The organism is Nocardia sp. NBC_00881 (assembly GCF_045207455.1).
Lineage (GTDB): Bacteria > Actinomycetota > Actinomycetes > Mycobacteriales > Mycobacteriaceae > Nocardia.
In genome coordinates, this window is record NZ_CP108798.1 from 6,914,604 (window position 1) to 6,928,543 (window position 13,940).

Annotated in this window: 10 protein-coding genes; 5 read left to right on the plus strand and 5 right to left on the minus strand. The window is 66.8% G+C overall.

All coding sequences use genetic code 11. From position 1 onward, the window contains the following. Nucleotides 1-88: 88 nt before the first annotated feature. From OH799_RS29055 to OH799_RS29070, 4 genes are all read right to left on the minus strand, one after another. Nucleotides 89-1,288, minus strand: coding sequence for a hypothetical protein (locus tag OH799_RS29055; protein ID WP_406270528.1), 1,200 nt, complete (start codon nt 1,286-1,288; stop codon nt 89-91). Between the two features lie 6 nt (nt 1,289-1,294). After that, complete coding sequence (locus OH799_RS29060) at nt 1,295-2,500, minus strand: hypothetical protein (RefSeq protein WP_406270530.1); 1,206 nt, start codon at nt 2,498-2,500, stop codon at nt 1,295-1,297. A 10-nt stretch (nt 2,501-2,510) separates the two neighbouring features. Beyond that, nucleotides 2,511-3,671 carry a hypothetical protein gene (locus OH799_RS29065; protein ID WP_406270533.1) on the minus strand — a complete coding sequence of 387 codons (1,161 nt, stop codon included), beginning with the start codon at nt 3,669-3,671 and terminating at the stop codon, nt 2,511-2,513. 156 nt (nt 3,672-3,827) lie between these two features. Next, nucleotides 3,828-5,033, minus strand: a complete 1,206-nt coding sequence (locus OH799_RS29070; RefSeq protein ID WP_406270536.1) for a hypothetical protein — start codon at nt 5,031-5,033, stop codon at nt 3,828-3,830. A gap of 146 nt (nt 5,034-5,179) precedes the next feature. On the opposite strand from OH799_RS29070, the gene OH799_RS29075 reads away from it, so the two are divergent. Continuing rightward, entirely contained in the window at nt 5,180-6,532 is a 1,353-nt protein-coding gene (locus OH799_RS29075) for an FHA domain-containing protein (protein ID WP_406270540.1), read from the plus strand. On the opposite strand, the gene OH799_RS29080 is transcribed toward OH799_RS29075, so the two are convergent. After that, entirely contained in the window at nt 6,529-7,932 is a 1,404-nt protein-coding gene (locus OH799_RS29080; RefSeq protein ID WP_406270543.1) for a metallopeptidase, read from the minus strand. The two genes, OH799_RS29075 and OH799_RS29080, sit on opposite strands and share 4 nt — an antisense overlap. Nucleotides 7,933-8,076: 144 nt before the next feature. Between OH799_RS29080 and OH799_RS29085 the strand changes: the two genes are divergently transcribed. From OH799_RS29085 to rpsI, 4 genes are all read left to right on the plus strand, one after another. Further along, the gene (locus tag OH799_RS29085) at nt 8,077-10,557 is read left to right on the plus strand and encodes an FHA domain-containing protein (protein WP_406270546.1); all 2,481 of its coding nucleotides are present in this window, start codon (nt 8,077-8,079) and stop codon (nt 10,555-10,557) included. 112 nt (nt 10,558-10,669) lie between these two features. Next, nucleotides 10,670-12,616 (plus strand): hypothetical protein, encoded by a 1,947-nt coding sequence (locus tag OH799_RS29090; protein ID WP_406270549.1) that lies wholly within the window; start codon nt 10,670-10,672, stop codon nt 12,614-12,616. 173 nt (nt 12,617-12,789) lie between these two features. Continuing rightward, the gene (gene rplM, locus OH799_RS29095) at nt 12,790-13,233 is read left to right on the plus strand and encodes a 50S ribosomal protein L13 (RefSeq protein WP_327112742.1); all 444 of its coding nucleotides are present in this window, start codon (nt 12,790-12,792) and stop codon (nt 13,231-13,233) included. Next, on the plus strand, nt 13,230-13,739 hold the full coding sequence (gene rpsI, locus OH799_RS29100; protein WP_406270552.1) for a 30S ribosomal protein S9: 510 nt from the start codon (nt 13,230-13,232) through the stop codon (nt 13,737-13,739). The genes rplM and rpsI overlap by 4 nt, the downstream gene beginning before the upstream one ends. Nucleotides 13,740-13,940 lie beyond the last annotated feature (201 nt).

The window sequence follows — 13,940 nt, forward strand, 5'->3', positions numbered from 1 at the left end:
CAACGATGTCGAACGCCCCCACCGACGTGCTTTCGGGGAAAATCTAGCAAGCGAAAGCCGGGCGTTCGACCGACACCCGGCGCGGTGGTCAGCGCCCATAGGCCAACAGCTTGTACTGCGCCGCGGTCTTTTGCTGCAGGTCTTGGACGTTCTTGCTGCTCACCTGGGCTACGTAACGATCGAAGGCGAAATAGCACACCGGCTTGTCCATCGGAGACTTGCCCGGCCCCTCTTTCGGCTTGAAGCATTTGGCTTCCGGCAGGTTCGCCGGGCTGTCCGCCTTGTCGTACTCGGTCGCGACCGGTGACGAGATCGCGGCCAGCAGCCGGGTCGTGGCCGCCGAATCCTTGGCCCGCAGAACCAGTGCGCCGACGGCCGCGGCATAGTCGACACCGGCGTCCGTGTACGCGGAGCGCGCCGAATTCGGGTCCTGCTCCGAATGCAGCAGTGCCTGCGCCGGATACACCCCTGACGGGTCGGATCCGTCGACCGACTTGTTGTTGTCGTCGAGCGGCACCGTCCGGCTGAGCATCCCGTCCATGTCGAGCGGTAGCGCGGATACCTTGTCGATCGGTGTCGGCGTGTACTGCCGGAGCATGTCGATGAGCTTGTCGAAAGAGCGCTTGGTGAGATCGGCGGGAGGGCCGGGAGCGAAGGGGCGGCTGATCGGGTCGTTGATCTGGACCAGCAGCGCCATCTCGCCGTGCGCGAGCCCGGTGCTCAGATAATTTATGCCGAACTCGGTGTGGGCATTGTGCCTGGTTCGGGCCTCCGGATAGCCGGGAATGGAGATGCTGTCACCCGGAACACGCTCGATGAGTTCCTTGACCGCCGCGGACGCGTGGCTCGCATCGGAGAAGCGGAGAACGTAGACGAGCACCTCGCTGCCGACGGAGAATTCCTTCCTCCGCTGTCCTTGCGTGAACCACCCAGCCACCAGGCCGGGCGCCACCGTATCGAATTCACTGCGGTCCACCGCTTTCAGCGAGGGCGGTGTCTTCGGAGTGATCACCCGCGTGCGGTATCCGGGATTCTGGTAGATGTATCGGTTGTCGATGTCCGACATGAGCGGTGTCGCGGCACCGATGCGTATCGCTTCGCGCGCTGCTCCGGATTGGTCGGTCCTCGTCTGCTCGACATCGATCGGCGCCGTCGGGTAGCTGCCCGAATCCAATTTCGTGACATCGACTCGCTGGACGTCTGCCTGCTCGGTGGTGTCACCCCCGCAAGCGCCGGCCGCGAAGACACACGCGATGAGCGTCGCGCACGTCAGGCTTCGTATCCGCATGGACGGTCACCCACTCTTCGCGAGAATCGAGTACTGAGCGGCGGCCCGTTCCAGCAACTGCGGGTCCACCCGGCTGATCTCGGGAAATTTGGAGACCACCACGGCGACGTATCGGTCGTACACGATGACGCACAGCCCCTTGTTCAAACGGTTGACATCCCTGTAGTCCAACTTCAGGCACCGTGTGTCCGCGAGGCCGGGCGGCGGGGCGACAACCTCGTCGTTCTTCGCAGGCTTCGCGAGAGCCGCCTGAAGGCGGAACGCGGAGGGAAGGTCGCGGGTCCGATACACCGTTCCGCTCTGGCGGCCGATCAGGTCGACGCCACCTTCTTCGAACGCTCTGCGCACCTCGATCGGATTGCGTTCGAAGTGCAAGATCCCGGAGGGCTGATAATGGCCGAAATCATCTCGGCCGAAGAAGGGGTCGCTGTAGTCCTTCGCCGAGGGCGCGGCGCGGCGCATGATTCCGTCCGGGTCGAGGGGCAGGTCGAGCAGGTCGTCGAGCGGAACCGGCTGCTGCTTGTCCAGTTCGGCGATCTGCCGATCGATCGTCTTCTTCAGGACACTCGCGAGTGCGTCCTTGTTCGGCTCGGGTACTCCGGCATTGGCCGAGATGACGTACGGGCCATGCTGGAGGAACGCAATGGCGGCCAGGTCGTTTCCCGAGGTCGACTTGGCGTCGGGATATCCATCGATCGGAACGGGATGCCTGCCGGGCTCCTCGTTGGTGATCCGGTCGAACTCCTCCGCGGCGTTCCTGCTGTCGGTCTCGGTCGGAAAGCGGAGTATCGAGATGATCAATTTCTTGGTGCCGCGCAGATTTCCGTTGGTCCGCGAGACATAGGCACCGGCAAGCACGTTGTACTTCTCGCCTACCACCTGGTACTTCTCCGGGAACGCCCCCGGGTTGACCATGCTCAGCGGCGTCGCGATCAGCTTGACGTAGCCCATATCGGTGATGTCGCTGTCGACGTCGAACGGGTGTACCAGATAGTTCAGCATCCGGCGGGCTTCGATGAAGCGGACATCGTTCGCGGAGGTTATCCGCGGGTTGTACGCGGTGGGCTCGGTGGCGAGCGCTCCGGTTTTGAGGATCGCCGGATCCACTGGCGACATGCCGGGCTGTGGATTGCCGTCGATGGTGCTGGAGCATCCCGCGGCCAAGATGATCGAGCTGGCGAGTACCGCGAAAGTCTGAAGTCTGTACCTCACTCGGGGCCCCTCATTTACTCGTCAACAGCGCGTACTGTGCGGAGACCTTCTGGTGCAGGTCCTGCAACTGCTTTCCGAATGTCTGCACCGTGTATCGATCGACCTGGAAGACACACAGGTTCATACCGAGTGCCTGACTGTTCGCCACGATTTCCGCGTAGCACTCGACATGGTCGCCGAGCCCGGTCGGCGTCCCGACCAGCTTCTGGTCGGATTTCAGCTGTTTCGACGGTTGCCAGGCTGCCCATAAATCATCGGCGCCCTGTCGCGTCTTGCTACGGAAGACCACGGCGTCGCCGAACGAGACGAGATCAACTTTGCTCTTTTCGAGGGTCGCCAGGGAGTTCTGCGTGCCATCCAGCAGAGACATGACGCCACGATCGGCGTATACCCCGTCCGGATCGGCACGGATCGGTGATTCCGGATTGCTCGGAAGCGTCCGGGAGAGCAGCCCTCCCGGGTCGAGTGGGATCCGCGGGAGTTCGTCGGAGGGGGTCGGCCGGAACATGTCGAGCAGGGGTATCTGCACGTCCAGCATCTTCTCGACCTGTGCGGTCAGAGCGGGAAGATCGGGCGCGGAAGTGTCGTCCTCCACCTTGACGTAGACGACGTACCGGTCGTGGACGGTCCAGGAACCGAGCGACGACACGTCCGGACGCCAATGTGCCATCGTGTGCGGGTGTTTCGTGATCGCGACCGGTTGGTTGTCGCGGTTGTAGGTGAAGTCGTCGTGCTCGAGCGTCGGGCCGACTGTCATGGCGGTCTTGGTGTCGGGAAACATCATCACCGCCAGGCTGAGCGTGCGCCTCGCCGCCTCCCGCGGGCCTCCGGTGCTCCACGCGTTGACCCAGCCCGCGACGAGATCCTTCGCGACCTCGTCGAAGGTGTCGTTGATGACCAGCTTCCCCAGCGACTTCTGGTTGTAGACGATGTGTGGCCGCAGGGCCCAGGCGTCTTCGACGTAGCTGGGGTCGGCCTCGAACGGCAATGCCACGAAGTCGGCGAGCCGCTGCGATTCTCGCGCGCGTGCCTGTTTCTCGTTCTTGGCGTTGCCGATCTCGCGCGGCTTCGTCTGATAGTTCCCGACATCCAACGTGGCCGGATCCGGCTGCACCCGTTCGGCCCGGCCCGACACCGTCGAACCACATGCGCTGACACCGACGACCAGCATCCCCGACATGATCAGGGCGTATGCGGTTCGGAGCGGCATCGGTCTCGCAGCAAACTGCAACGTCCCTCCCCAAAAGCCTTGCGTAGTCCCGCGGATTGTACTTCACCAGTCCCCGTCGAACCAGACCGAACGGTCTGCGATCACGGTGTGCGCGGGTCAGAAACTATTCGCCAACAGGGCATACTCCGCGGCGATCTTTTGTCGCACGTCCGGTTCCTTATCACTGGTGACGACGCCGACGTACCGCTTGTAGGCGACGTAGCAGCGGTACTTGTATTCGCGTTTCGGGTCGCCCTTGCTGTTGAGCTGGAGGCACCTGGCGCCAGGGACGTCCTTGGGGGCGCCGAGAGTGTCGTAGTCTGCGCTTTCGCTTTCCAACAGACCGGTGGCCAGTTCCTGGGCGGCGGCCGCGTCGCGGGTACGGGCGACGTAGCTGTCGTCGACGATGGCGGTGTGGTCGACGCCCGCGTCCTCGACCAGGCGCAGGTGTTCGGCCTCGTCGTCGGCGCGATGGACGGTGTGGTCGGCGCCGTAGACGGCGAAGGTCGCCGGATCGGGGGTGCGACTCTTGTGGTCGGCGACGGCGACGCGGGCGAGCAGGCCGTCGGGGTCGACCTGCAGGGAGTCGAGCTTGTTCACGGGGGTCGGGGTGAACTTGTCCAGCTGCGCGACCTGCGCGGCGAGGGTCTTGTCGACCCAGCTCACCAGGTCGGTGCCGTCGGCACCGGGTCGTTGGATGAACAAGGAGATGACGAATTCCTTGTGGGCCATGAAGGCACCGACGGTAGGAACGCCGGGACGCCAATGGATGTGTGAGTCGGGATACTTGTTCGACGAGAGCTTGCGGTTCTCCGGCGACACGGCGATGTCCACGTCCTCGAGCTCGCGGGCGGCAAGCTTCGCGGTGGCCTGGTCGGGGAAGCGGAACACGGCGTCGGTGATCGCGGTGGCGGCGGAGGACGGGTTGGTCTGGCCGGCGGGGTCGGGGCGGTCGGCGCCGCTGGCGGCGTATCCGACGACCAGCTTGCGGTTGTCGAAGACTGGCTTGGAGACCTTGGCGACGAAGTCGAGCGCCTGCTCGGCGTCGGCGACCACGGTGCTGCCGCGGCCGACTTTCAGTGCCGGATCGATGCGGACGGTCGGGACCACCGCGTCGGACATCCGCATGCCTTCGAGCAGCGCGCCCTTGCCGGCGGAGTCCTGGTTGTACTGGTGCCGCTCCACGGGATAGGTGCCGACCTCCAGCTTTCGCACGTCGATTTCCCCCGCGGTGGGCGTACCCTGCACGCCGGCGCAGCCGGCGAGCAGTCCTGCCCATGCCAGGCAATACGCGGTGAGCGCAATGCGTTTGGTCCGAACCATGACAGGCCCCTCGTTCCTCCCGTTGCCGACACTGAAAGTTACCCGACGGACGCCGGGGAGGGGGATCGATAGTGCTCGCATTGCAATACCCTGGTCTGCGTGACGACGACCCTGCACTGTGCCTTCAGTGGAGGCGGATACCGTTGATGGATCGGCAGGTCGAGGTTGTCGTAGGTAGCCATGCCGTGGCCAGGGTCGCCGGCGCGGTCATTGTCGTGGCCCACCGCGGTCCGGGCAGGCCGAATCAGGATTCTCCGGCCGTCATCGCCCTCGAATCGTTGGCCGAACTGGTGCGTGCGGCGACCGATCAGGAGCCGAAGGGGCCGGGCGTCGTGGTGGCCCGGCAGGCGACCCGCTGGCTGATGAAACACGCCGAGCAGATCAGCCCGGGAGAGCCGATCGACTTCGGCATTCTCTCCGCTGCCGAGAACGGAGGCGTGGCGATCTTCCTGCACGGTGCGGTCACCGCGGTGCTGGCCGGTGAGGGCGCGGTCGAGCAGTATCGCGGCAGCGGTGCGGCGTTCACGGTCGATCGGGTCGCGGAGGTTCCCGCGCGGGCGGTCGCCCTGTACGTCGATGACGCGAAGGGCCGCATTCCGGATCTGCCGCCGGAGCGTGGCATCGGCTGGCTGGTCGAGGGTATCGCGCAGGCGGGCGGCGCCGTCGTCTGGTCCGACGGAGCGCGTGCCGGAACGCCCACGAATGGCCGGTCGTCCCGTCACGAGGGCATGCATCGCCGCGCCGAGGTGCCGCCGCTGCCGACCGCCCGCATCGAGCACGAGCCGCCCGCCGACTCCGGGGTCCGGCGGGCGCTGAATCCCCAGCAGGCGCCCGGGCCACAAATACCGCCACCCCAGCTGCACCGGACGGCCCCGTCGACCGCGATGCACGACTCCGAGGGCGAGCAGGAGCCGACCGATCCGCACGACGCGCCGACCCAGCTCGGTGGCACCAACCCCGCTCCGCTGCCCGACCCGGATCTGCAACGCCGCCTGGAGGCGACCGCGAGGGGCACCACGCTCGCCGTCAAGGTGCTGGGATTCAAATGCGCGCGAGCGCATCCCAGTGATCCGCGCGCCGCGTTCTGCACCGTGTGCGGCATGCCGGTCGACCAGACTCAGGGGCTGATCGAAGTGGTCCGCCCGCCACTGGGCATGCTGATTCTCGATGACGGCACTACCTACATGCTGGCCGCGGACGCGGTGATCGGCCGCGACCCGGAACATTCCGCGGCGGCCGAGAGCGGACTCGTTCCGCTGCGGGTGGACGACTCGTCCGGCGGCATGTCACGCGCACACGCCGAGATCCGCCTCGTGAACTGGGACGTGACCGTGGTTGATCGAGGTTCGACCAACGGCACCCGCACCCGCTTGCCCGGCTACCGCGACTGGGTGCGCCTGGCCCCGAACCAATCCATGGTGCTGATCACCGGCACCGAAATCATGCTCGGCAACCGTGTGCTGCGCTTCGAACACGCGGCCCCGCCACCGTTCGGCTAAGAGTAGCGAGCCATGCAGGTGCTCTGCCCGCCGAGCACGCCGGCCCGGAACGCGTCGACTCTGGCGAAACCGCTCGGCACGGTCTTGCCCTCGGCGTCGCTCGCGGCCAGTCCGTCGGTGAGCAAGCCCGAGACGGCCTCGTCGAGATCACCTGCGGCGAGCTTGATGTCGCCCTGGTTCACCGGCCGTCCGGTCTGCGCGAGTTTTCCGGTGACCACCCCGGAAAGGCACGCCGCGCGCAGTCCGGCCTTCGGACCGACGAGTTGCTGCTTGTGATTGCGCTGTACCGCGAGCGTGTAACGGGAGATGAACACCATGTAGCCGTTGTAGTCGCCGGTCACTTTGACCGGTAGCGGCTCATCCGGGTCGGAGTTCACGGTGCCGCGTTGAGCCAGCCCGGGGATGTCCGTGGCGATGACGTTCTTTGCCGCGCAATACGACACGGGTTCGGTCGTGACGCCGCTGCGGCAGTCGACTTTCGCCCCGCTGTAGTCGTAGGTCGGTTCCTCGGGTATCGGAAGGATCGCGGCGAGCGCCTTGCTGAGTTCGATCAGATTGTTCTTGGTGATCTCGTACTCGCCCGACTCTCCGTCGAAGCTGGTCGGCAGGTTGCCGCGGCGTTGGTTGATCTCGTCGATGTCGATGCCCTTGCAGGCTCGCGGTCCGTCGGTGAAGCCGACCTGGACGGCGGTGACCCGCTCGAAGGCGGAACCGTGCACGCTCTCCGGGTCGTCAGGATTGGAGTCGCGGATGGCGACGGTGGCGGCGAGCACCGAGTTGAGGCCGTCGGAGGTGTTGATCGTGAAATGCGCGGCTTTACCCTCTGCGACGTGGCGCATGAACGCACCCGCGAAACAGTCGGCCTGCTGCTCCTTGACGATCACCGGGTCCTTTGTGCCGACGATCTTCGCCATGGTCTGCACCGCGTGCCCGTATTCGTGCGCGAGCACCATGACCACGGCCATCTTGCCGAAGGTCTCCTCCATGGTGGGAAGCAGGACAGACCGATCCCAGCCGATGGAATTGTCCAGTCGGCAGTAGGCGGCGTTCACCAGGCGGTAGGTCGACTCCTTGCAGAACTCGACCGCGTCGGTGCGCGGGGACTTCGCGCTCCAGGACAGCAGCTTGCCGACCGGCTTGAACTCACCCTGGAATTCCTTGCCGAACTCGTCGCGCCAGTAGGTCTGGATGTCGTCGACGGCGTTGAGCGCCAACCTGTCCATAACGCCGCCGTCGCCGTTCGTCGCGGTCAGTGTGCTCTCCGGGACGCCGTCCCGCGGTCCGCTCGGACCGCTGGTCGTAGGCAGCCCGGCGACCTTGAACGGGTCGTCGTAGATGGAGACAGCCCTGCCGTCGACGAGCCTGGTGCAGCCTCCGACCAGCACCAGAACGGTCAGCATCGCAGCAATAACCGCGGTCGCTTTGTATGTCGGCAAGGCTCCCCCTGGTCGGCCGGTATCACGTTCACGTCGGTCGCCCGGATCGGGGCATAAGGCGCGTCGGGGGCACCGCCGATGTCCGGGTGATGGAATAGTATCCGCTGCATGTCTTCACCGGGGGCGCAAACCATCACCGTGCGCCATGATGGAACCGAACGAATTTTCGATTCGAGCCATAAGGTCACCATGGGTCGGGCGCCGGAGGTGACGCTGTTCGTCGACAGCCCACTCGTTTCGCGGGTCCACGCGACACTTGCCTGGCAGGGCAGCGCCTGGGTGTTGGCCGATAATCAGAGCACGAACGGCGTGTTCGTGGACGCGCGCAGACTCACTCAGCCGGTGTCGATCGATCGCCCCACCCAGGTGCGCCTCGGTGACGCGATCAGCGGTCCCCTGCTGCACCTGCTACCGGCGAATCCCCAACCCCCGCAGCGGCCTTCGATACGGCCGCCCCAGCCCGCGCCGCAACCGCAGTCGGGTCAGCCTGCCGCGCACCAGTTCCAGCCTCCGCAGTATCAGCCGCCGCCGCAGGCCGCGCCCGCGCAGCCGCTGAACGTCAACATGACGACCAGGGCGGGCACCTCGAATATTCCGCCGGTCCGGGCGAGGGCGTCCACCACGCCGATCGCCCGCCCCGATCGCGTACCTCCGAGCGGTCTGGCCATCGGCCGCACCACCGACAACCAGATCGTCGTCAACGATCCGCTGGCCTCCCGCAAGCACGCCCGCCTCGTCGCCTCCGCCGAGGGGCTGACCATCGAGGACCTCGGTTCGGCGAACGGCACGTTCGTCAACGGGCACCGCACGGAACACGCGGTGCTGCGCGAGCGCGACATCATCACCATCGGCAACGTCGACTTCGTCGTGCAGCAGGGCACGCTGGTGCACCGGCAGAAGCCGGTCGCCGAGCAGGGCTTGGCGGTGCACGGCGTCGGATTCACCGTCGAGGGCAACAAGCAGCTGCTCGTCGACGTGAACATGTCGGCGAGCCGAGGGACGCTGACCGCGCTGATCGGTCCGTCCGGCGCGGGTAAGTCGACGCTTTCGCGTTTGATCGCGGGCACCACGCATCCGTCCGGTGGCGTCGTCACCTTCGAGGGGCGCAACCTGCACGCCGAATACGAGGCGCTGCGCTCCCGCATCGGCATGGTGCCGCAGGACGACGTGCTGCACCGTCAGCTCACCGTGCGCCAGGCGCTCGGCTACGCGGCCGAACTGCGGCTGCCCCGAGACAACAGCAGGGACGACCGCCAGGCGGTGATCGACGGTGTGCTGAAGGAGCTTTCGCTCACCGAGCACGCCGATACCAGGGTCGACCGGCTCTCCGGCGGCCAGCGCAAGCGCGCCTCGGTGGCGCTGGAATTGCTGACAGGTCCTTCGCTGCTCATTCTGGACGAGCCGACCTCGGGCTTGGACCCGGCGCTGGACCGGCAGGTCATGGTGATGCTGCGCGAGCTGGCCGACGCGGGCCGCGTGGTGATCGTGGTGACCCACTCGGTGGCGCACCTGGATATGTGCGATCAGGTGCTGCTGCTCGCACCCGGCGGCAAGACTGCCTACTGCGGCAACCCGGCCGGGGTCGGTGCGACCCTCGGCACCAGCGACTGGGCGGAGATCTTCGCCAACGTCGCGGCCAACCCGGATCAGGCGTTCGCGGCCTACCGCTCCCGGCAGGCGTTCGCGCCGCCGCCACCGCCGCCGCAGCAGCAGCCGTACGGGTCGGCGGGCAGTCCGCCGCAGTCCAGCGGCGGCAAGCAGTTCTCGACCCTGGCACGCAGACAGATCCGGCTGATCCTCGCCGACCGCGGCTATCTGGTGTTCCTGGTGGTCCTGCCGTTCATCCTCGGCGGGCTCTCCCTGGTCGTTCCCGGGAAGAACGGCTTCCAGCGCGGGGCGTTGAAGGCGCTACCGGACGGCACGTTCGTGCCCGAAGGCGGCGGCGAGACACAACAGCTGCTGGTGGTGCTGATCCTCGGCGCCTGCTTCATGGGCTCGACATTGACGGTGCGCGACCTGGTCGGCGAACGGACGATCTTCCAGCGGGAACGCGCGGTCGGCCTGCTGCCTTCGGCGTATCTGATGGCGAAGATCGCGGTGTTCAGCTGCACCGCGCTGCTGCAGTCGGCGGTGCTGGTGGGGATCGTGCTCGCGGGCAAGAAGCGGCCCGGCGAGGGTGCGGTGCTCGCTTCCGGCAGCGCGGAGCTGTACATCGATATCGCGTTGACCGCGGTCTGCTGTGTAGTCCTCGGTCTGTTGCTCTCCTCGCTGGCGAAGTCGAACGAACAGGTGATGCCGCTGCTGGTGGTGGCCATCATGTGCCAGCTGGTGATGGCGGGCGGTCTCATCCCGGTCACCGGCCGGGTAGTGCTCGAGCAGGTGTCCTGGCTGTTCCCGGCCCGTTGGGGCTATGCCTCCGGTGCGTCGACGGTGAATATCCGCGAGGTGTTCCTCAGCGCACAGCCCGACACGCTGTGGCAGCAAAAGCCGGAGATCTGGGCGCTGGACGTCGGGGTCCTGCTGGTGATCACCGCGGTGCTGGCGATCATCACGTGGCGTCGGCTGCGACTGAAGAAGTCGGCGGCGTGATTCTTCCCGAACCGACAGTAAGTGGCCCGGTTCCGCCGCGTGAAAACGGCGACGACCCGGGGCTGACCACGACGTTCAGCATCTTGGCCGGGAATTGGGCACACTTATGCCTGTGACGGTGCGAGTAGGGGCAGTACATCTCGGATGGGATGTGGTGTCCGTGGCCGCGGGCGGCGGGGGCACCCCCATCCGTCCGGTACAGGTGGAGGGTATGTGGACGCCGCCGGCTTATTTGCTGGCGGATTCGTCGGGTCGGTTGTACACCGCGGGTGTGGAACGGAAAAGGCCTGATCTGGGGATGGCGATCGCCGACGTGCGCGACATCCTCGGGCATCCGCAGATCGTGGTGGCGGGCGCGACGTGGCCCGCCGAGCTGGTGTTCCGCGCGCGGTTGTACAACCCGCTCGCGGAGATCGGCAAGCACGTCCGCGGCAAGCCGGACCTGGTGGCGTTACCTTTCCCGGACGGCTGGCCGGACGAGAAGGTCGACGTCTACGCCACGCTGGTGGAACAGCTCGACGTCGCCGTCGAGCCGCTGCCGGAAAGCGTCGCGCTGTCGGGCTACGTGCGCGCGCTCGGGCTGGTGCACCCGCCGGACCAGGCCAGGCCGCACGGCATCGGCGCGACGGGCGTGTACTCCGACGGCAGGACCATGCTGGTGGTCGCCGTGCACGGCGACGACGAGCAGCCCACCGAGTCGGTCGATGTCCCGGTCGACGCCGAGGCCATGCGCGACGCGCGATCGGCCGACAACGTGGTGATCGAGGTGATGGCGGCGGCCCGCTCGATCGGTGCGGATACCTCGACGGTCCTGCTGTCGGGCAATGTGTGCTTCAACGACGCGCTGCGCCTGGCCTTCCAGAATCATCTCGGGCACCGGCTGCAAGTGGCCGACCACCCGATGCACGCGCTCGTGCTCGGTGCCGCGCACTTGCTGGTGACCGACACCGAGTCGGGTGAGCCGGTGTCTACGGGCAGGCCCGCCGAACCAGCGCCCGGCCCTGGGTCTCCCGTGGATGCCGCCAGGCAGCAGGCCGAATACGCGCAGCAGCAAGCCGTCGCGTCTCAACAGCAGGCCGACGCGGGGCACCGTCGCACCGAGAGTGGATCGCAGCGGCCGGAGGAACAGCCGCCGCAGCAGCCGGGCACGTGGCAGCGCGGAACGGAGCAGCCGCCGTTCCGGTCGGTCCCCGGCGTCCAGTACGGCCCGGGGTACCCCTCCCAGCAGGAGGAGGAGGCGACCACCCGGATCGGGCGCGACCAAGTGCCGCAGGGCCTCCCGCCGAACCTCGCCGAGCTGGGCAGCCGCTTCACCCGTCCACCGAGCCAGCACCCCGACGAGCAGCAGAGGCGCCCGCAAGGCGAGTTCGCCGGCCCGCCGCAGGGGCCGCTTCCCGGTGGCCCGGTGCCGCCGCTCGGCTCGAGGCCCTCGTACCAGGGCCCGCCGGACCAGCAATTGCCGTACCAGGGAGCGCAGCAGCAGCGCGGCGGGCCGCGGCAGGAACCCGGCAGGGGGTCCGACGAGGAGGACCCGCCCCGCAAGGGAAAGCGCTGGAACAAGATGAAGGGCAACTTGTTCGGGGCCAACACCGTGGTCGGCGCGGTGGCTCTTGCCGTGATCGCGTTGCCTTCCGGTGGTGATCGGGTCGAGCTGGCCGCGGAAACCAGCGGTGTTGTTTCGAGCGACCTGCAAGCAGTCGCTAGCGGTGTTGTTTCGAGCGACCTGCGAGCAGTCGCTAGCGGTGTTGTTTCGAGCGACCTGCAAGCAGTCACTAGCGGTGTTGTTTCGAGCGACCTGCGAGCAGTCAGCGGTGTGGGCTCGGTCGCCCTTGGCGACGAGGCGGCGCCGGGCGGGATGGAGCCGATCGTGTGCGAGCTGACCCCGTACGCCATCAACCAGCCGAAGCCGGGGATCGCCACCGCCAGAGACAGCCATTCGGGCGAGCGAACCGACGAGAGTGGTGTCCCGCCATGCGCAGGGCCCGGCATCGACACCCTGCGCTACGTGGTGCCCGGCCCGCCCGGAGCCATCGACCCCGGTCCGCCGTTCGAGATCTGACGCGATTTCTTTCCGGCCTGCGCCGCTGGTATCGTCGCTCGTTGGCGTGTGGAACGCTTGGTCGATCGTATGGATCGGTCCGGTCGTCCACCGAGGCCCGGGTCTCCACCGGCCGCCGGAACACCTCGACCGCACGCTCGGCCGGCAACACCAACGACAGACAGGGAAGCACTGTGCCTACGTACAGCCCCAAGGCGGGTGACGTGACTCGTAAGTGGTACGTCATCGACGCCACTGACGTAGTGCTCGGCCGTCTTGCCGTCCAAGCAGCGAATCTGCTGCGTGGCAAGACGAAGCCGACCTACGCCCCGCACGTCGATGGTGGCGATTTCGTCATCATCATCAACGCCGACAAGGTTGCCATCAGTGGCAACAAGCGGCAGGACAAGCTGATCCACCACCACTCCGGGCACCCGGGCGGCCTCAAGTCGCGCACTGTCGGTCAGGTGTTGGAGGCTCGCCCCGATCGGCTCGTCGAGAAGGCCGTCAAAGGCATGATCCCGAAGAACAAGCTCGGCAACGCGATCGCGGGCAAGCTGAAGGTCTACGCGGGCCCGACGCATCCGCACGCCGCCCAACAGCCCATTCCGTTCGAGATCAAGCAGGTGGCCCAGTGACCGCTCCTGAGGAATTCAACGAGGACGCCGTCGAGGAATTCGACGCTGTCGAGGCCGTCGAGGACGGCGCGGGCTACGAAGACCCCGAGGTCTCGGCGTCGTTCGCTCCGATCGTGATCGACCGTCCGGTGCAGACCGTCGGTCGCCGCAAGGAGGCCGTCGTCCGCGTGCGGCTGCTCCCCGGCTCCGGCAACTTCGTGCTCAACGGCCGCACCATCGAGGACTACTTCCCGAACAAGGTGCACCAGCAGTTGGTCAAGTCGCCGCTGGTGACTGTCGAGCGCACCGAGTCCTTCGATGTGCACGCCCGCCTGGTCGGCGGCGGCCCGTCGGGCCAGGCAGGCGCCCTGCGTCTGGCCATCGCCCGCGCGCTGATCGAGGTCACCCCGGATGATCGTCCCGCGCTGAAGCGGGCAGGCTTCCTAACCCGTGACCCGCGTGCCACCGAGCGCAAGAAGTACGGTCTGAAGAAGGCGCGCAAGGCGCCGCAGTACTCGAAGCGCTGATTCCGGCGTCGTCGACCTCCGGCATCCGCCACCCTGGCGGTGCTGGAGTCGGCGAGAGCGGTCAAGCCCGGAGCCGGTAACCTGCGTAACCATGAGGGCCCGCTCACGCTGGGAACCCTCGACGTGGCAGCTGTCCGAGAGCAGGCTTCCAGTGAACGGCTGGTTGCCTGCTCTCGTGCTGTATGTACTCGCGGCGTTCGC

What these genes read in the sequence shown, in the direction of transcription:
- OH799_RS29070 (WP_406270536.1), bottom strand. Translation starts at nt 5,033, where the DNA reads ATGGTTCGGACCAAACGCATTGCGCTCACCGCGTATTGCCTGGCATGG.
- OH799_RS29055 (WP_406270528.1), bottom strand. Translation starts at nt 1,288, where the DNA reads ATGCGGATACGAAGCCTGACGTGCGCGACGCTCATCGCGTGTGTCTTC.
- OH799_RS29080 (WP_406270543.1), bottom strand. Translation starts at nt 7,932, where the DNA reads ATGCTGACCGTTCTGGTGCTGGTCGGAGGCTGCACCAGGCTCGTCGAC.
- OH799_RS29075 (WP_406270540.1), top strand. Translation starts at nt 5,180, where the DNA reads ATGGATCGGCAGGTCGAGGTTGTCGTAGGTAGCCATGCCGTGGCCAGG.
- OH799_RS29065 (WP_406270533.1), bottom strand. Translation starts at nt 3,671, where the DNA reads ATGCTGGTCGTCGGTGTCAGCGCATGTGGTTCGACGGTGTCGGGCCGG.
- OH799_RS29085 (WP_406270546.1), top strand. Translation starts at nt 8,077, where the DNA reads ATGTCTTCACCGGGGGCGCAAACCATCACCGTGCGCCATGATGGAACC.